Origin of the sequence: Xenorhabdus innexi, assembly GCF_002632485.1 — a bacterium.
Classification (GTDB): Bacteria; Pseudomonadota; Gammaproteobacteria; order Enterobacterales; family Enterobacteriaceae; genus Xenorhabdus; species Xenorhabdus innexi.
Genome location: NZ_NIBU01000021.1, coordinates 22,976 through 42,721 on the forward strand (window position 1 = coordinate 22,976; position 19,746 = coordinate 42,721).

The 19,746-nt window shown below is 46.1% G+C and carries 8 protein-coding genes; 3 read left to right on the top strand and 5 right to left on the bottom strand.

Annotated elements, in window-relative coordinates; genetic code table 11:
- Window positions 1-35: 35 nt before the first annotated feature.
- The 3 genes from Xinn_RS10445 to ackA form a co-directional block, all read right to left on the bottom strand.
- Window positions 36-10,151, bottom strand: a complete 10,116-nt coding sequence (locus tag Xinn_RS10445; RefSeq protein WP_099137650.1) for a non-ribosomal peptide synthetase — start codon at window positions 10,149-10,151, stop codon at window positions 36-38.
- A 308-nt stretch (window positions 10,152-10,459) separates the two neighbouring features.
- Entirely contained in the window at window positions 10,460-12,604 is a 2,145-nt protein-coding gene (gene pta / locus Xinn_RS10450; RefSeq protein WP_086956169.1) for a phosphate acetyltransferase, read from the bottom strand.
- 75 nt (window positions 12,605-12,679) lie between these two features.
- The gene (gene ackA, locus Xinn_RS10455) at window positions 12,680-13,882 is read right to left on the bottom strand and encodes an acetate kinase (RefSeq protein WP_086956170.1); all 1,203 of its coding nucleotides are present in this window, start codon (window positions 13,880-13,882) and stop codon (window positions 12,680-12,682) included.
- Between the two features lie 264 nt (window positions 13,883-14,146).
- Between ackA and yfbV the strand changes: the two genes are divergently transcribed.
- From yfbV to Xinn_RS10470, 3 genes are all read left to right on the top strand, one after another.
- The gene (gene yfbV / locus Xinn_RS10460; RefSeq protein ID WP_086956171.1) at window positions 14,147-14,602 is read left to right on the top strand and encodes a terminus macrodomain insulation protein YfbV; all 456 of its coding nucleotides are present in this window, start codon (window positions 14,147-14,149) and stop codon (window positions 14,600-14,602) included.
- A gap of 190 nt (window positions 14,603-14,792) precedes the next feature.
- On the top strand, window positions 14,793-15,458 hold the full coding sequence (locus Xinn_RS10465) for a sugar phosphatase (protein ID WP_086956172.1): 666 nt from the start codon (window positions 14,793-14,795) through the stop codon (window positions 15,456-15,458).
- Between the two features lie 145 nt (window positions 15,459-15,603).
- Complete coding sequence (locus tag Xinn_RS10470) at window positions 15,604-17,433, top strand: SLC13 family permease (RefSeq protein ID WP_086956173.1); 1,830 nt, start codon at window positions 15,604-15,606, stop codon at window positions 17,431-17,433.
- A gap of 97 nt (window positions 17,434-17,530) precedes the next feature.
- Here Xinn_RS10470 and yfbR read toward each other — a convergent pair whose 3' ends face one another.
- Window positions 17,531-18,112 (bottom strand): 5'-deoxynucleotidase, encoded by a 582-nt coding sequence (yfbR, locus tag Xinn_RS10475; protein WP_086956174.1) that lies wholly within the window; start codon window positions 18,110-18,112, stop codon window positions 17,531-17,533.
- Window positions 18,113-18,249: 137 nt separating this feature from the next.
- Window positions 18,250-19,467 carry a pyridoxal phosphate-dependent aminotransferase gene (locus Xinn_RS10480; protein WP_086956175.1) on the bottom strand — a complete coding sequence of 406 codons (1,218 nt, stop codon included), beginning with the start codon at window positions 19,465-19,467 and terminating at the stop codon, window positions 18,250-18,252.
- Window positions 19,468-19,746: the final 279 nt, after the last annotated feature.

Below are 19,746 nucleotides of genomic sequence, written 5' to 3' on the forward strand. Positions count from 1 at the left end.
TCGGTTCAGATCAGCCGGATTTGCATTGAAATTGCTCATTTATCTATACTCCTGTTGACAATTTTTGCCAGCTCTTCTGGTGACATTAAGTCGGATATGTTTTTCAAAGCTTCGGGATTTTCTTCACCCAGCGTATTAATCTGAATCGATAAAATCACACTTGCCTGCTCCCGCAATGTCGGGAAGTTGAATAATTCCGCAATCGTAATATTGATGAAAAACTGAGTCTGAATATGGACAATTAATTGCATCATTATTAACGAGTTCCCGCCCAACTCGAAAAAATTATCATGACGACCGATCTGTTCTATCTTCAGTAACTTCTGCCAGATTTGCACCAGTGTTGTTTCTATATCACCGACAGGAGGTTCATAGCCGGATGTCACAATGGCGAACTGATCGGGTTCAGGCAGCGCCTGACGGTCAAGTTTACCGCTCAGGGTTAATGGGAAGGTATCAAGGGTTACAAAAGCGTCAGGGAGCATATAGTCGGGAAGTTGTTTTGAGAGATGCCGATACAGAATGGCGGGCACCGGTTCTGTTTCCGGTTCAGACATCTTCTGTCCGGTAAGTGCATAGGCGGTGAGCACATAGGCGATAAGACGCTTGTCGCCGGACTGTTGCTCACGCGCGATCACAACGGCATCACGTACACCGGGGTATTGTCTCAGTTTCGCCTCTATTTCTCCCGGCTCAATACGAACGCCACGTATTTTAATCAGAAAATCGTTCCGTCCCTGATAGTCAATACTGCCATCCGGCAGCCAGCGCCCTAAATCACCGCTCTTATACATCCGCGCATCTGGATAAGGGCTGAAAGGGTCATGAATAAACTGTTTTGCTGTTAGTTCAGGACGATTCAGATAGCCGCGTGCGACACCAATACCACCGATATAAATTTCCCCCGTAACACCGACAGGAACAGCCTGTTGATATTTATCAAGAATATAAATTTGCGTATTGGCAATCGGGTAGCCTATAGGGACTAAACCAACATGTTTTTCGGCATTGCAGCGCCATGCGGTGACATCAATAGCGGCTTCGGTCGGCCCGTATAAATTGTGTAATGCACTATCGGGGAAGTGAACCTGACACTGCTGTTGCAGGGAATAAGTCAGGGGTTCCCCACTGCATAAAATCTGACGCAAAGAAGCGCAGCACTCTGGCGGAGTAAAATGAATGAAACTTTGCAACATAGAAGGAACAAAGTGAATAGTAGTAATGCCACGTGCTTCAATCTCTTCCTGCAAATAGCGGGGGTCTTTATGCCCGTCCGGGCGTGCCATCACTAATTGAGCACCGGAGAGCAGGGGCAGGAAAAATTCCCAGACTGAAACATCGAAACTGAAAGGGGTTTTCTGCAATACGCGATCATCCTGAGCTAACTGGTATTCATCCTTAGCCCATAGCAGGCGATTGATGACAGCACGATGTTCATTCATTACTCCTTTAGGCAAACCTGTTGAACCAGAGGTATACAGGACATAAGCCAAATTACGGGATGTCAGTCCCAAATCAGCAACAGATGGGTTCTCTTCCCATTGATTCTCACTGTATGGCTGAAATTTTTTATCTTCCCGTATCCTGTTTTCCCATATCTGGTTTTCCCATATTAAGAGGGGAACAGTGGTGCCGGGCAAGTGACGCTGTAGCCCGTGATGGCTCAGAATAAGTGCTGGTTCACTGTCGGTCAGGATATGCTCAAGGTGATTGGTCGGGTATTCAGGGTTGAGGGGAACATAAGCTGCTCCGGCCTTCAGTATTGCCAGCAACATAATCACCATTTCCAGACTACGCTCTGCGCAAATCGCTATCCGGTCATCTGGCTTTATCCCCTGAGCAATGAGGTAATGAGCCAGCCGATTAGCCCGACGATTAAGCTCTTCATATCTCAATGATTGTTCTTCGAAGATCACTGCAATGTTGTCTGGTGTGCGTTGCGCCTGCGTTTCAAATAATTGTTGGATCAATTTATCCTGTGGATATTCCTTTTTAGTCGTATTAAAACCCGTCAGCAGTTGCTGACGCTCGGCAGCGGGCAAAATAGTGATGTTACTGATAGCTTGTTGAGGCGCAGATTCCAGCGCCTTAACCAGACCAGAGAGAGTGACAGTCATATAATTGATCAGGCGGTTCGGTTCAATACTGTCTACGCTCAGGGCGACCAACTGAAATGTTTCCACCAGATCATCCACAGACAGGGTAACAGGGTAGTTGGTTCTTTCCGGTATCAGCTTCAGGCGTATGCCTTCCCATGTATCCAGAGTCATATCCTGTTGATTGTGGCGATAATTGAGCAGTGTACTGAACAGCGGCAAGGGAGGCTTGATACCGCTACAGCGCTGAACCAGCGCAAGAGGAGCCTGCTCGTGTTCCAGCAGCCCGATCAGGCTCTGATAAGTTGCCTGTACAATGTCCTGTACACTGTTATTCATCAACCTGATGCGGATGGGTAATGTGTTGATAAATAGACCAATACCCTGCTCGGTTTCTGTGTTTTCCTGCATATGTCCTAACAGAACTGTCCCGAAGATGACCTCTTCCTGCCCGCTGATTTTTGCCAGTACTCGTGCCCATGCCACATGGAACAGGACACTGGCACTCACTCCCTGACGATTAGCCTGTAGACGGATAGCGCGGCTTAACGCTGTATCCAGTGACTGAGTAACGGCCGTGACGGGGTTATTCTCACTATGAACATTCACAATGCCGAAAGGTGCTGTTGGCGTATCTACATCCGCGAGTAATTCACGGAAATAGGCCTCATATTCGGCAAGCGATACCCGCAGTGACTGAGCAACAAAATTACGGTACGGCAGAGGAATGGTCAGTGGTGCGGCAGAGTTATGCAGCAGTTTATGCATTTCATTGATAATCACTCTGACGGTGATATTGTCATTGACCAGATGATGAAAAGAGAGCGCCAGCAGCCACTCATTCCGATGCGATTCATAGGCAATATCAATGGCAAAAAGCGGAGCCTGCCTTATATCCATACGCCGCCGCAGCGGATCGGTATATGCCAGTAACTGGGCTTGGATATCGCTTTCATCATCCGGCACAAATGCCTTGATATGTAGAGGCGCCTGCCGCCAGACTATCTGCACCGGCTGAGATAATTCTTCCCAATAGAAAGAGGTGCGCAGGATATCATGGCGATTAATGATCTGTTGCAGGGCAGCCAGAAAGGTATCAAGGCGTATACGGGAGTCAAAGGTGAGCAAGTGACGTAGCAGATAAGTATCACCTTGTTGCTGCATCATATAATGGAACAGAATGCCTTCCTGTAATGGTGCGAGCGGATAGATATCCTGAATATTGGCTGCCCCACCCGTCACTGTTGTGGCGATGATATCTATTTCATGTTGGGACAGGGAAACCAGCGACAGCATATCTGGTGTGATAGTTGTGCATTCAGCGGGGATCAGATTGGGCGGAACCGTGGAATCAGCATTTTTATCCTGAATAGCCTGTATTTTCTCTGCCATATCAGCCAGAACGGGTCTGGCAAAAACGGCACTGAGATCAAGACTCCACCCACGGCTGCGCAATTGCTCGAGCAGATTGACGGCTGTCAGTGAATGCCCCCCAAGTTCGAAAAAATGATCATAGCGCCCGACACGCTCCGGCCCTAACAATGTTTGCCAGATTTCAGCCAGCACAGTTTCCCGAGTACTCATTGGCGCGGCGTAATTACGTGTTACAAATGCGTTCTGCTCTGGTGCGGGCAGTGCCTGTCGATTGAGTTTGCCATTGTGTGTTAGTGGAAACGCATCAAGGATAACAAATGCACTGGGTAGCATATATTCAGTAAACTGCTGGGCAAGATGGTGACGCAGTTCAGCGGGAGTCAGTACGGTATCAGGCTGAGGCTGTACATAGGCAATAAGATGTTTATCATTCATCAGATCATTTTTATTCAGACCTTCTTTATTCAACCCATTGTTATTTAACCTATCGTTATTTAAGCCATCGTTATTTAAGCCATCGTTATTTAAGCCATCGTTATTTAAACAATGCTCTCGGATAATAACGACAGCATCACGTACACCTGAGTATTCTCGCAATTTAGTTTCGATTTCCCTCAGTTCAATGCGGAAACCGCGCAGCTTAACCTGAAAATCGTTGCGTCCCAGATATTCAATTGTCCCATCGGGCAACCAACGTCCTAAATCACCGGTTTTATACAGGCGGGCATCGGCTTTTGTTGAAAAATGGTCAGGCAGGAAACGTTCTGCGGTCAGTTCCGGCTGGTTCAGATAACCACGGGCAACACCGTTTCCGCCGATATAGAGTTCCCCCTCAACCCCGATTGGCACAGGGTCTCCATGCTGATCCAGAATATAAATTCGCGTATTGGCAATGGGGTGCCCGATTGGCACGTTATCAATAAAGCAGCTCGGATGTTGAGTATCAAAAATGGTGCAACCGACGGTAGTTTCTGTCGGGCCATATTCGTTGATAATGCGGGAATCCGGCGATAATTCGTTCCACAATGCTACGGTGTTGCTGGGTAGCGTTTCCCCGGCGACGACAAAACAATGTGCCGGACAGGTTCTTCCGGTAGCTTTCAGTTCCTGCCCTATAGCGGAGAAGTGGCTGGGTGTAATCTTGACTAACGCGCCGGATTTCAGAGAAAGCAGCAGGGGGAGGAGTCCGGTCAATTCCTGTCCGTCACGGAGCAGGTGAATTTTACCTCCACACAGTATGGGAAGATAAAGGCTGGTGACAGTGGCATCAAACGCTAACGGCGATGACACAATACCATCCTGTTGCTGTTCAGTCAGACCATATTCCAGCGCCCAGAGTAGGTAGTTGCAGACACTACGATGTTCCACCATCACGCCTTTGGGCTGTCCGGTTGAGCCGGAAGTATAGATGATATAAGCGAGATGATGTGATGTCAGTCCCAGAGTACGGATATCAGGGTTATTGATGGACTCCGGGGAAATGCAGGACTGAGTAAAATCATCCAGTATTACCGTAGGAATAGTGCAGTTCAGCCTGTTTTTCACCGTATTCTGAGTGAGCAGTAGTACAGGGGCAGCATCAGCAAGTATATAGGCCAGCCGTTCAGTCGGATAAGTTGGTTCGAGCGGCACATAAGCCGCACCTGATTTGAGAATGCCCAGCACTCCGATGATCATGTTCAGGCTGCGCTCGGTGCAAAGGGCGACCCTGTCATCAGGATGTATATCCTGTGCTATCAAATAGTGGGCAAGATGATTGGCTCGCTGGTTCAGTTCACGATAGCTGAGAGAGTGCTCTTCAAATACTACCGCAGTGGCATCCGGCGTGCGTTGAGCCTGTGCTTCAAATAATTTATGAATAAGAAACCGGGATGCCGGATCGCTCTGTACTACGTTGTTATATTCTTTGAAAGCAGATCGTTTGAAAGCAGACTGTGTGAAATCACTATAAGTGGCGTTGAAATCCCGCAGTAACTGCTGGCGTTCGCGGGCAGGCAAAATGGTGATGTCAGAAAGTGGTTTCTGTGGTTCTGTGGCTAATGCTTCGACCAGACCGGTAAGAGCCGTTGTTATATAAGTGAGTAACTGAGTCGGATCGATACCTGATACAGTCTGGCAAACCAGCCGGAATTTTTCATTTAAATCATCTACGGCCAGATAGAAGGGATAGTTGCCCTCCGACTGTATCATTATCTGGCGTATGTCTTCCCAATTATCGAAAGGTGTTTCTGAGCGGCTATGACGATAGTTAAGCAGCGTGTTAAAAAGTGGTAGTGGGGGAGCTACACCACTACAACGCTGTGCCAGAGTCAGTGGTGCCTGTTCATGCTCCAGTAATTCCATCAGATAGTGGTAGGTTTCCCGAACAATTTTTTGGGGGCTATTGTCGGTAAGCCGGAAGCGTATGGGCAGAGTATTAATGAATAACCCCATCATCTGATTGATAACGGCATTGTTTTTCATTCGTCCCAGCCGTCCCAGCAGAACAGTGCCGAAAACGACATCCTCCGATCCGTTTATTTTTGCCAGAACTTGCGCCAGAGCCACATGAAATAAAACGCTGGGATTGACCCCCTGTCGTTGGGACTGCTTGTGGATCGCTTTGGTCAGTAAGGCATCAAGATAATGGGAGGATTCGGTTACTTGTTTATTCCTGCTGTGGATATCTGATATACCAAAAAGAATGGTCGGGGTATCTATATCAGCCAGCTTGTCACGAAAATAATTTTCGTGGATTGAAGCAGGCTGCCGCAAGGTTTGTGCGACAAAATTCCGGTAAGGTTGGACGGGCGGTAATGTTACTAAATGGTGGGCTTCATCACGAACAGAAAGTAATTGACTGATTTCAGCAATCATCAGTTCCAGTGTGATATGGTCGCTGACCAGATGATGAAAACGCAAGACCAGCAGCCATTCATCCTTATATGGATCATAAGCAATGTCAGCAGAAAAAAGCGGTGCCTGATTCAGATTGAGGCGTTGTCTGTGTAGATCAGTATGTGCCAGTAACTGCGATGGAGCATCCTGTCCGCTATCTGACACAGTGAAGGTATTTATGTTCAGCGTAGCCTGACGCCAGACGACCTGAACGGGTTGAGTCAATTCTTGCCAGCAGACAGCAGTGCGCAAACTATCGTGACGATTTATCACCTGTTGCACGGCAGCTAAGAAGTGGTTAAGGCGGTCACGGGTGTTAAAGGCAAGTAAGGTACGTAACAGATAAGTATCCCCGTGAATTTCAGACTGCGCCTGATACAAAGAATGAAACAGAATACCTTCCTGTGGCGGAGTGAGGGGATAGATATCCTGAATATTAGCCGCACCTCCAGAGACCGTAGCAACGATAGTATCAATTTCGGACTGAGACAGAGAAACTAAGGTCAGCATATCTGGCGTGATAGTGTGACAGCCGGCCGGAATAAAATTGGGTGGTACGGTAAAGTCTGTGGCATCTCCTTGCTTTATTGCTGGTTTTACTGTTTTTGTTGACATCGCTTTTGCCATTTCCTTCAGTATCGGAGTTGCAAACACATTGCGAATATCCAGTACCCATCCCAGGCCGTGCAATTGTTCAATTAAGCTGACAGCTCGTAATGAATGCCCGCCAAGCTCAAAAAAATGGTCGTGACGGCTGACTCGTGCTATTCCCAACAATGTTTGCCAGATTTGGCTCAGTGCGATTTCTGCCTCCCCGGTCGGGGCGGCATAATGGCGGGTAATAAATGCGTCCTGTTCTGGTATGGGCAGTCTTTGTCGGTCTAGTTTGCCATTAGGGGTGAACGGAAAGGCATCCAGTACAACAAAAGCTCTGGGTATCATATATGCGGCAAGGTATTGCCCTAATTGTCGGTGTAATGCTCCTGGTGTTAGTTCAGTGTTTGGTTCAGCAATGATATAAGCCGCCAGCCATTTTTCGTCCGGCTGATCACCACAGACCAGCACTACGGCTTCATGAACGCCATCACATTGAGTCAGATGGTTTTCTATTTCTGCCAGTTCAATACGAAAACCCCGCAACTTGATCTGAAAATCATTACGACCGAGATATTCAATCACTCCGTCAGGCAACCAACGCCCCAGATCGCCCGTTTTATACATGCGGGCATTGGGTTTGTCGGAGAAAGGGTCGGGAAGAAAACGCTCTGCTGTCAGATCAGGGCGGTTCAGGTAGCCACGGGCAACACTCACACCACCGATATAAAGCTCTCCTGTGACACCCATTGGAACAATTTGATCATGAGAGTCCAGGATATAAATTTGAGTATTAGCAATTGGACGGCCAATAGGCATGATATTTTCTGTTTGGCTATCGCATAGGTGGAGTGTAACAGTGATTGTCGCTTCTGTTGGCCCATACCCGTTGAACATTTTTCGTCCGCCTGCCCACCGCTTAACTAGCGTAAGCGGGCAAGCCTCACCCGCTACGACTAAGACTTCTACCGTTGCTGGCAGCGCTTTCATGACCATTAAAGCCGTGGGTGTCAGAAAAGGAACATGAGTAATTCTATGAGTTTCCAGGTATTGGAACAGCATTTCACCAGGCCGGAGATGGGCAGGCTTAGCGAGATACAGGCAAGCACCTGTAAGTAAAGTAAGGCAAAATTCCCAAATAGACGAGTCAGAGCTGTTAGAGGCAAATTGTAAAACACGGCTGTTTGGGGTGATGTCTAGTGCCTCTTTCTGGGTGCTAATGATATTGCACAAGCTGTGATGTTCGATCATCACCCCTTTGGGTTGCCCGGTCGAGCCGGAAGTATAAATAACATAGGCCAGATGGTGAGAGGTCAATCCAATGGATTGTAGATTCGGGTTGTGCTCTGGTTGGTTTGTCAGAAACGGTTGCCGGATATCAAGCACAATAGTGGTTGTCTGGTGGCTAAGTTGATTAGCTAATGCGTTTTGGGTAATTAATACTCTGGGTGCTGAGTCATCAAGCATCCAGTTCAGACGCTTAACCGGATAAGTCGAATCAAGCGGAACGTAAGCCCCACCGGCTTTAAGTATACCCAGAAAACTCACGATTATATCCAGATTGCGTTCAACGCATACGGCTACCCGATCATCCGGTTTTACACCCAGTGATATTAAATAATGGGCCAGTTGATTGGCACGGCGGTTCAGCGCCGCGTAACTCAGGAATTGGTTTTCAAAGACAACAGCAATAGCATCTGGTGAACGTTGTACCTGTGCTTCGAATAACTGATGGATCATCATTTCCTGCGGAAAATCTGCCTGAGTGGTATTGAAGTCAACTAATACTTTCTGGCGCTCTTCTTCAGGTAGAACAGGTAAATGCATTATTGGTATATCAGGTGAGGTCAGAGCTGCATCAAGCAGGGCGGCAAAGCGGGAGCGGAGAGTGGTAACTTCTGTGGTATTCAGGTAATCGCTGGAGTAATTGAATTCAATAGCGACAAAGTTAGCAGCATCTTCGGGTAGCGCAGTACCTGTATATTGTTTAATTCTGACCGCAAGGAGGCTGGGGGTATTATTTTGTATCTTAAAACATGTAACACTCGCACCTTCTTGTACCAGATGCAGATTGGTCTTAAAGGATTCGAATGATAGAGAGATATCGAATAATTGGGATCGCCCTGTTTTCTGCTGACAGTGGGTTTGTCGGTTAAGCTCGACAATCGGAACACGATGATATTTATAGCAACTTCTCATTTCCGCTTTTGCTTTGTGCATAACGTCACGGAAAGTATCCTCAGGAGAAATGTTCACTTTAATTGGGAGTAGGGATGTAAAGACTCCGATAGTCTCTTTTTGCCGAGGATTCTTGCGGTTGTGTGTGGGAACACCGATGACAATTTCATCTACACCCGTTGTCCGGGAAAAATAGCACGCCAGAACGGCATATATTACATATAGAATGGACGATCCCTGTTCGGCAGCGATATTTTTGATGCGTTCTAAGAGTGTCTGCTCTATTGGCCACAAAACAGGCTGACCTTGCCTGTGTTGTATAGTTTGGTTGGGTTTAACCGGATTGAGCAACGGCGATGGCAGATTTTCATAGCGTTTAAGCCAGAATTGCAGGTGATCAGTGTAGTTTCGGGAAGTCAGGTAAGTCTGTTCATCCTTAATGAAATCAAGGTAAGAGGGAAAAGACTTGTCCAAAGGTTCGCCCTTAACTAAACAATTATAAGCATTGATCACATCGTCAAGGAGTATGAACAGGCTGCTGCCATCCAGAATGAGATGGTGACAGCAGAAGTGCCAGTACCAGTGAGTATTGTTTACCTTTAACAGCTCGGAGCGCCACAGCATTCCATTTAAATAGAAGGGATGTGAGAATCTGGCATCCAAATGTTGTTTTGCTCTGACTTCTGCGTCTGGATATGATGAAAAATCATGGATGGAGACAGATACAGGGAGAGAGTCAGCGACTATTTGAGTGGGTAATGTATGGGTGTTAATAAACTGTAATCGCAGAGAGTCACGGTGGCCAACAATAGTATCAAAGGCTCGTATAAACAAGGCTTCATTAAATTCTCCTTCGATACCGATAAAAAAACCAATATGGTAGTCGGTATGCTCAGGGTGACTGACCTGATCGAACCAGATGGCCTGTTGTACTGAGCTGAGAGGGTGAAAGAGGGGAGAACTGTTGTTATCAGTAGCTGAGGATGATTCAGGGAAGCCATGCGCAGAGGAACTATTGTGTCTTTGTGACATACTCATTTCTCCGAATAGTTATTTAAAATAGTGTTTAATCACAATTTGTTATTTATTTTTTGGATAAAATAGAGTCATCAACTTTATTTTGTGATCAGTTTGGACAAAAATTTCGCAATAAGCTGATTGCTAATGAAATAGTTTTTTGACTAAAAATTCTGTGATTGGATTAGCATAAATAATAAATGGAAGTTACTATTTTTGCTGTGATAATAATTATTGTTATCAAAATATAGGGCGGGGATATTACATTGATAATACAATTCCGGCTTCAAGCCGGAACTGTATTAGGCAGGATCACATAAAAATTATGCGTTTTCTTGCTGAGTTGCCTGAATAGCAGTCAGTGCAACAGTGTAAACGATGTCGTCAACCAGTGCACCACGGGACAGGTCGTTAACAGGCTTACGCATACCTTGCAGCATTGGCCCGATAGAAACCAGATCCGCAGAGCGCTGTACCGCTTTATAAGTGGTGTTACCGGTGTTCAGATCCGGGAAGATGAACACGGTAGCCTGACCAGCAACCGGTGAGTTTGGTGCTTTGGATTTTGCTACGTCTGCCATGATAGCCGCATCATACTGTAATGGGCCGTCGATGATCAGGTCAGGGCGTTTTTCCTGAGCCAGACGGGTTGCTTCGCGAACTTTCTCAACATCGCTGCCTGCACCAGAGTTACCAGTGGAGTAGGAGATCATGGCAACACGAGGATCGATACCGAATGCTTTCGCAGAATCTGCGGACTGAATGGCGATTTCAGACAGTTGCTCTGCGGTTGGGTCTGGATTGATTGCACAGTCACCATAAACCAGAACTTGTTCTGGCAGCAGCATAAAGAATACGGAAGAAACCAGTGAGCTGTTTGGCGCAGTTTTGATTAATTGCAATGGCGGACGGATAGTGTTTGCGGTTGTATGCACAGCACCGGAAACCAGACCGTCAACTTCGTTTTGTTCCAGCATCATCGTGCCGAGAACAACGTTGTCTTCCAGTTGCTCACGGGCGACCACTTCGGTCATGCCTTTATTCTTACGCAGCTCAACCAGACGTGGAACATAACGTTCACGTACAGCCGCTGGGTTAACGATTTCAATACCTTCACCCAGTTCAACACCCTGAGCGGCTGCAACGCGGCGGATCTCTTCCGGATCACCCAGCAGAACACACTCAGCAATGCCACGCTCAGCACAGATAGCGGCGGCTTTAACGGTACGTGGTTCATCACCTTCCGGCAGAACAACACGTTTACCCGCCTGACGCGCCAGCTCAGTCAACTGGTAGCGGAATGCCGGTGGTGACAGACGGTTAGGACGTTCAGAAGTTGCTGCCAGAGAATCGATCCACTCGCTGCTGATATGCTGCGCCACATAGTTTTGCAGCTTCTCAATACGCTCATGGTCATCAGCAGGAACTTCCAGACTGAAACTTTGCAGGTTCAGGGAAGTCTGCCAAGTGTTAGTGTTCACGGTGAAAACCGGCAGGCCGGTATTGAATGCGCGTTCACACAGTTCACGAATAGAGTCATCAATGGCATAACCGCCGGTCAGCAGAACCGCACCAACTTCAACGCCGTTCATCGCTGCCAGACAAGCAGTGATCAGAACGTCAGGACGGTCTGCGGAAGTCACCAGCAGGGAACCCGGACGGAAGTATTCCAGCATATTAGGAATGCTGCGGGCACAGAAAGTGACGGATTTGATACGGCGGGTCTGAATAGCACCTTCGTTGATGATATCCGCTTTCAGGTGTTTTGCCATGTCAATCGCACGGGTTGCGATCAGATCGAAACTCCACGGGATACAGCCGAGAATTGGCAGCGGGCTGTTTTTGAATACAGTTGCTGGCTCAATCGCTGTAACGGTAGCTTTTGTTGCTTCGTCAAAAATTTCGGACAGATCAGGGCGGGTGCGACCCTGTTCATCAACCGGAGCATTCAGTTTATTGACAATAACACCGATAATGTTTTTGTTTTTGCTGCCACCGTATTCTGCACGGCTCAGTTCAATCTGCTCTTTTAACTGTTCTGGAGTGTGAGTACCCAGAGCTGTAACGAACACGATTTCTGCATTCAGAGTTTTGGCAATTTCATAGTTCAGAGACTGTGCAAACGGATGTTTGCGGGTCGGAACCAGACCTTCGATCAGAACCACTTCAGCGTCTTTGGTGTTAGCGTGGTAGTTAGCCACGATCTCTTCCATCAACACATCTTTTTTATTGGTGGCCAGAAGGGATTCCACATGAGCCATTGCCAACGGTTCAGCAGCGTGAATGCTGGTGTGGGAACGGATGATAGTGGTGGTTCTGTCTTGGGAGCCGCTGTTACGTGGCTGGGCGATAGGTTTGAAGACACTCAGGCGAACGCCTTTTTGCTCCATAGAGCGGATTACACCCAGACTGACACTGGTTAAACCAACGCTGGTGCCGGTAGGGATCAACATAATTGTACGGGACACGGAAACCTCTTTAACGGTTGCAGGTCAAAAGCAATAACCGCCAGCAATGCTGGCGGTTACCGGAAATCATCTTACTTATGCAGTCAGGCGAGCTGAATCCTGAGCGATCACCAATTCTTCATTGGTTGGGATCACCAGAGCAGGACGGCTGTTATCAGTAGTGATCACACCGTCTTTGCCGAAACGGGCTGCAAGGTTGCGCTCGTGATCGTATTCGAAGCCCAGCAGAGCAATTTTCTTCAGGGTCAGTTCACGAACCAGAGCGGAGTTTTCACCGATACCACCAGTAAATACGATAGCATCCAGACGACCTTCCATCAGTGCGCTGTAAGCACCAATGTATTTTGCCAGACGGTGGCAGTAAACATCCATTGCACGCTTAGCGTCAGCTTTAGTTTCGTAGTTGTCTTCAACGTAACGGCAGTCGCTGGTTACTTCAGTCAGACCCAGTAAACCGGACTCTTTGGTCAGCAGAGTGTTGATCTGATCAATGCTCATACCCATTGCATCGTGCAGGTGGAATACGATAGCCGGATCGATGTCACCACTACGGGTACCCATTACCAGACCTTCCAGTGGAGTCAGGCCCATTGAAGTATCGACACACTGACCGTTAACAATCGCAGAAACAGAACCACCGTTACCCAGATGACAGATAATGGTATTCAGTTCTTCAGCTGGTTTGTTCAGCATTTTTGCTGCTTCACGGGAAACGAAGAAGTGGCTGGTGCCGTGTGCGCCGTAGCGACGGATGCCATGCTCTTTGTACAGGTTGTATGGCAGAGCGTACAGATAAGCTTCTTCAGGCATAGTCTGGTGGAAAGCGGTATCGAATACAGCAATGTTTTTCTCAACCAGATGAGGGAATGCTTTTTTCGCTTCAGCAATACCGATCAGGTGTGCTGGGTTGTGCAGCGGTGCGAATGGGATCGCAGCTTCAATACCTTCGATAACTTCATCAGTGATAATCACAGAAGAAGTGAATTTTTCACCACCGTGAACGATACGATGACCGATGGCTGAAATTTGTGCAGAAAGTTCTGGCTTTTCAGACAGAATAGTATTAACAATGAAGTTCAGCGCTTCACTGTGTGCAGCGCCGGCACCTAAAGCAGCTTCGTTTTTTGCGCCATCAATTTTCCATTTGATACGAGCTTCAGGCAGACCGAAACATTCAGCCAAACCAGAAAGATATTCTTCACCATTAGCAGGATCGATGATAGCGAATTTCAGAGAGGAGCTACCGCAGTTAAGAACCAGTACCAGCTTACTTGACATGGAATTACCTATTATCTTGTTGTGATCTAATCTTAAATAAGAAAAATGTTAAAAAATGAAGCAATTTATTAACAAACGGAACCAAAATGTTGCGAAAACAGGCGGGTTTTCTGTTTTGTTGCTGCAACCGCACAAAAGTCTGTGTAGGATACCGTTTGCCAGCAATAAAGACAAAATATACCTAATACTATTAATACTACAAAAAAGTTTTTATCTTTTGTAGGTATTTTTTAAAAACAATACCTTTAATTGATTGAGGTCATGATGAATACGATGCCACCTGCCAACCACGGTTGGTTCAAAAAAGTCCAGTTGGGGCAACAATATCTGAAAACGTGGCCGCTGGAAAAACAGCTTGCTCCTGTGTTTCCTGAAAATCGCATCATTAAAGCGACCCGCTTTGGCATCCGTTTTATGCCGCCGTTGGCGATTTTTACCTTAACATGGCAAATCGCACTGGGCGGGCAATTAGGGCCATCTGTCGCAACCGCGCTGTTTGCCTGTAGCCTGCCATTGCAGGGGCTATGGTGGCTGGGAAAACGTGCTGCCACGCCTTTACCGGAAAGCTTGCTGAAATGGTTTTACGAAATCCGTGAGAAATTTGCCGAAGCCGGGATCGCAATGATGCCTGTGGAAAACACACCAACCTATTTATCACTGGCTGAATTGCTGAAACGTGCATTTAAACAACTTGATGATTCATTCCTTGATGATATTTAAACCGCCAGAGTTCGTTCTGGCGGTTTTTGTGCTTATTGGTTGATAATCAACTCCCTATTTAAAAACTTTTACACTACCTTGCTCATGTCTATTTATATTTAGGCTCTTTTCTTTTGCTTAATATTGTCTGAATATTATTGTCGAACTATACCTGATGATTAACACATAACTGCATTTAAAGGAGTTGGCTTTGGAGCTGAAATGTAGAGGTTTTTTATTTGATTTGGATGGTACGCTGATTGACTCGTTGCCTGCGGTTGAACGGGCATGGATTAAGTTTGCTGATAAACTGGGTATTGATCGTGATGAAGTGTTGGCCTATGTACACGGTACTCCGGCGATACTATCAATACGCCATTTTATGCCTGATGCCACAGAAGAAGAAATTGTTGATACTTTTAAGTGGATTGAAAAGCTCGAAACGGAGGATACAGAGGGTATCACTGCCTTACCCGGTGCTATCGCTCTGATTGATAAACTGAATGCGCTGGAGATCCCGTGGGCAATCGTGACATCAGGAACTATTCCGCTTGCCTCCGCCCGTCACAAAGTGGCTGAGTTACCAGAGCCTGCCCATTGGATAACGGCTGAATCAGTCAAAAACGGTAAACCAAATCCTGAGCCTTATTTGCTTGGGGCACAAAAATTAGGGTTATTGCCGGAAGAATGTGTGGTTTTTGAAGATGCTGTCGCCGGAATTCATGCCGGGTTAGATGCGGGCTGTCAGGTGGTGGTTGTTCATGATGAGCCGGGCATTCCGCGTCGTGATGAAACCCATATGACTGTCACAAATCTGGAAGATATCGAAATTGTCAAATCTGGCGGCTATGTAACTATTTATCAGATGAATCAGTAAGTTTGTTGATATTTTGTTGATCTGAGCCTAAGACTTATTCTGATAAAACAGGTTTAATTACCGTCACTCATACCTATTGGTATAGGTTTTTGTTGATAATACCCGGCCTGCCTGTTAGCAGGCTGGTTTTCTGATAGAGGCCGTATTGAATAGCGAATTGTTGTGGGTATTGACCCTGTTATTGGTAGCCATTGTTCTTTTCACGACCAATAAAGTCAGAATGGATGTCGTGGCTTTACTCGTTATTATTGCTTTTGTCCTGAGTGGTACGCTCTCCTTAAATGAAGCCACTGTCGGTTTCAGTGATCCTAACGTTTTATTGATTGCAGCGCTGTTTGTCATTGGCGAGGGGCTGGTGAGGACAGGGGTCGCCTACCAGATGGGAGACTGGCTGGTGCGGGTAGCCGGTAATAGTGAAACTAAAATGTTGGCTTTACTGATGCTGTCGGTTGCTGGGTTGGGGGCTTTCATGAGTTCCACCGGTGTTGTGGCCATTTTTATTCCGGTTGTTTTAAGTGTGGCGGCCAGAATGCAGACTTCATCAGGGCGATTAATGATGCCATTAGGGTTTGCCGGGCTTATCAGTGGCATGATGACGCTGGTTGCAACACCTCCGAATATGGTGGTAAATAGCGAACTGGTACGTGAAGGCCTGCAAAGTTTTGGTTTTTTCTCGATTACGCCTATCGGGATTCTGGTTTTACTGGCAGGTATTATCTATATGCTGCTCGCTCGCCGTTGGCTGGGGAGTAAAACGCCGCCAAAACCTGATGAACGCTATCATCGTTCATTTCGTGATCTTATCCGTGACTATAAATTATCAGGGCGTGCCCGACGTCTTACCATCCGACAGTATTCGCCATTGGTAGGACACACTCTGGATGAATTAGGGTTACGTGCACGTTACGGGGCGAACGTGATTGGCATTGAACGCTGGCGAAAATTCCGGCGTGTTATGGTTGCTGCAACCGGCGAGACAGAACTACGCGAACAGGATGTTTTGCTGGTGGATATGTCTGACAGTGATATCGATTTACGGCAATTCTGTAGTGAGCAGCAGTTAGAACCCATGATATTGCGCGGGGAATACTTCTCTGATCAATCAAGGGAAGTCGGAATGGCAGAAATATCCCTGATTCCTGAATCAGATTTATTGGGGCAATCACTGCGTAGTATGAAGTTCCGTACCCGTTACGGTTTAAATGTGGTCGGGATTCGGCGTAGTGGTAAGGCTCTGGTTGGCAAATTGTTTGATGAGCCTTTGTTGTTGGGCGATACTTTGCTGGTTATCGGTGACTGGAAGTTGGTGCGTGAACTGAAAACCAAAGCGCCCGATTTTATTATGCTGAATTTGCCAGTTGAAGTAGAGAGCGCTGCACCGGCTGCATCTCAGGCACCCCATGCCCTGTTTTGTCTGGCTTTAATGGTAGCAATGATGCTGACCAATGAAATTCCGAATTTTATTGCCGCTTTGATTGCCTGTTTGCTGATGGGGAAATTTCGCTGCATTGATATGGAGAGTGCGTATCGTGCTATTCACTGGCCAAGTATTATTCTGATTGTCGGTATGATGCCATTTGCATTGGCGCTGCAAAAAACCGGTGGAATTGATCTGATTGTCAGCGGATTAATGGACATTGCCGGTAATATGGGGCCGCGAGCCATGCTGGTCTGTTTATTTATTCTTTGCGCAGTTATCGGATTATTTATTTCTAATACAGCAACTGCTGTATTAATGGCACCGATTGCCATTGCAGCGGCAAAACAGATGTCGGTATCCCCACTGCCTTTTGCGATGATTATCGGAGTAGCCGCTTCAGCCGCATTTATGACACCAGTTTCTTCGCCGGTTAATACCCTGATATTAGGGCCGGGTGGGTATCGTTTTGCTGATTTCCTGAAATTGGGAGTGCCTTTTACATTAATTGTATTGGTTATTAGTGTGGCAATTGTTCCTATTCTTTTTCCTTTCTGAATAGCTGCTGTGGTACATTTTGAAGTAGATAGAATATATATCGGGCAGCTTGATAAAAATGTAAAGCTGCCCGATTTTTTTGCAGTTACGGTTGTTTTTATAGACTAATTTCATCAAGGGAGAGGCTAAAACTTGGAACAAATACGGTTATGAAATAATCCATTTCCTGGCTGTGACGTTTTTCTAATGTTTTTTCTAACCTGATTTTAGCCTGATTGAATTCAGAATTACCAGCGGATAATTCTTCCAGACATTTTAAATAAGCGCATAAAGCATCAGCTTGTTTAATAATATTAGTTTCTTCCTCAGTATGATATTGATCATCTAAAATAGAACGGAAATCATTTTGTAATTCAGCAGGTAACATATTTAATAATTTATTTTGGGCGACTTTTTCTATTTTTTTGTATTCATGAGCAATTTGAGGGTTATAGTATTTTATTGGAGTTGGTAAATCCCCGGTAATAACCTCACTGGCATCATGATACATTGCTAATATTGCAATTCGTTCCGGGTTTATATTTCCACTAAATTTACGGTTTTTTATTATTGCCAGTGCATGCGCAACAAAAGCAACCTGTAAACTATGTTCTGAAACGTTTTCTGTGCGTACGTTACGCATAAGTGGCCAGCGATTAATCAATTTAAGGCGGGATAACTGGGCGAAAAAATGGCTCATAATCTTCTCTTGTAATGAAACAGGGTGATTATGATTGTGGGCGTTGGTTCAGAGGAAGTAAACCCATCGGCCTTCAAGTTGCAGCTTTACTGGCTGCATCCTGAAGGTATCAAATATATAATTGATTTATTTTTATATTATTTTTGTCGGTAATCGCCAAGGAAACGGGCAAATTTTTCAATGGCCATTTGCAGATCTGCGGTATGTGGTAATGTGACAATACGGAAGTGATCCGGTTCGGGCCAGTTAAACGCTGTTCCCTGAACTAATAAGACTTTTTCCTGTAGCAAAAGATCCAAAACCATTTTCTGGTCATCATAAATATTGAAACGTTTTGTATCAATTTTAGGGAACATATAGAGAGCACCCATTGGTTTAACACAGGAAACCCCGGGGATCTGATTAATTAATTCCCATGCATGGTTGCGCTGCTCATAGAGGCGGCCGCCCGGCAATATGAATTCACTGATACTTTGATAACCACCGAGCGCGGTCTGAATTGCGTGCTGCATCGGGACATTAGCACAAAGGCGCATAGATGCCAGCATTTCCAGCCCTTCGATATAGCCTTTTGCCTGTGTTTTCGGGCCGTTCAGTACCATCCATCCCTGACGGAAACCGGCAACGCGATAGGTTTTTGACAGACCATTAAAGGTGACGGTAAAAAGATCGGGCGCCAGCGCGGCGATGGAATGATGTTGGGCTTCATCGTACAGGATCTTGTCGTAAATCTCGTCAGCAAAAATAATCAGGTTATGTTGGCGGGCAATTTCCACGATTTCCAGCAGGAGTTCTTTACTATATACCGCGCCAGTCGGGTTATTCGGGTTAATGATGACAATACCACGGGTGCGTGGGGTGATTTTACGGCGGATATCATCTAAATCAGGGAACCAGCCTTGTTGTTCATCACATAAATAATGGACCGTTTTACCGCTGGAAAGAGAAACGGCCGCAGTCCATAGCGGGTAGTCAGGAGCCGGAACCAGCATTTCATCACCCGTATTGAGCAAAGCCTGCATAGACTGAACAATAAGTTCAGAAACACCGTTACCGATAAAAATATCCTCAACGGTGACATCCAGCATATTCCGCGCCTGATAATGCTGCATAATAGCTTTACGCGCCGAGTACAGGCCTTTCGAATCAGAATAGCCCTGGGCTGTTGGCAGATTACGGATAACATCAACTAAAATCTCATCAGGCGCTTCGAAACCAAAGGGTGCCGGATTACCAATGTTTAATTTCAGTACCTTATTCCCTTCCTCTTCAAGCCGTTTGGCTTCTTTAAGGGCGTTACCTCGAATGTCGTAGCAGACATTATCTAATTTGCTGGATTTATTAATGGAAAACATAGGGTGCCTTAACCTTTTTCTTGGCAAAAGTGGATCTTATCCGGCTTACAAAAAATGTAATGTTCAATGTACTCCTCTCTTTCAATCTTTTGAAGAGCCCATGATATCTTTGGTTAAAACGGTTGTTTTAATGTCTAATGCATAAGTCTGCTATCTAAAAACATGTGGTTAACTGGGTTATAGTTCCGATTGTTTTTAGTATGTCGGAGTTTAATTCTGTATAATTGGGTGTTTTTAGTATGGGGATGGAAAAAGCGAAGCAATCATGCTGATTTTTTT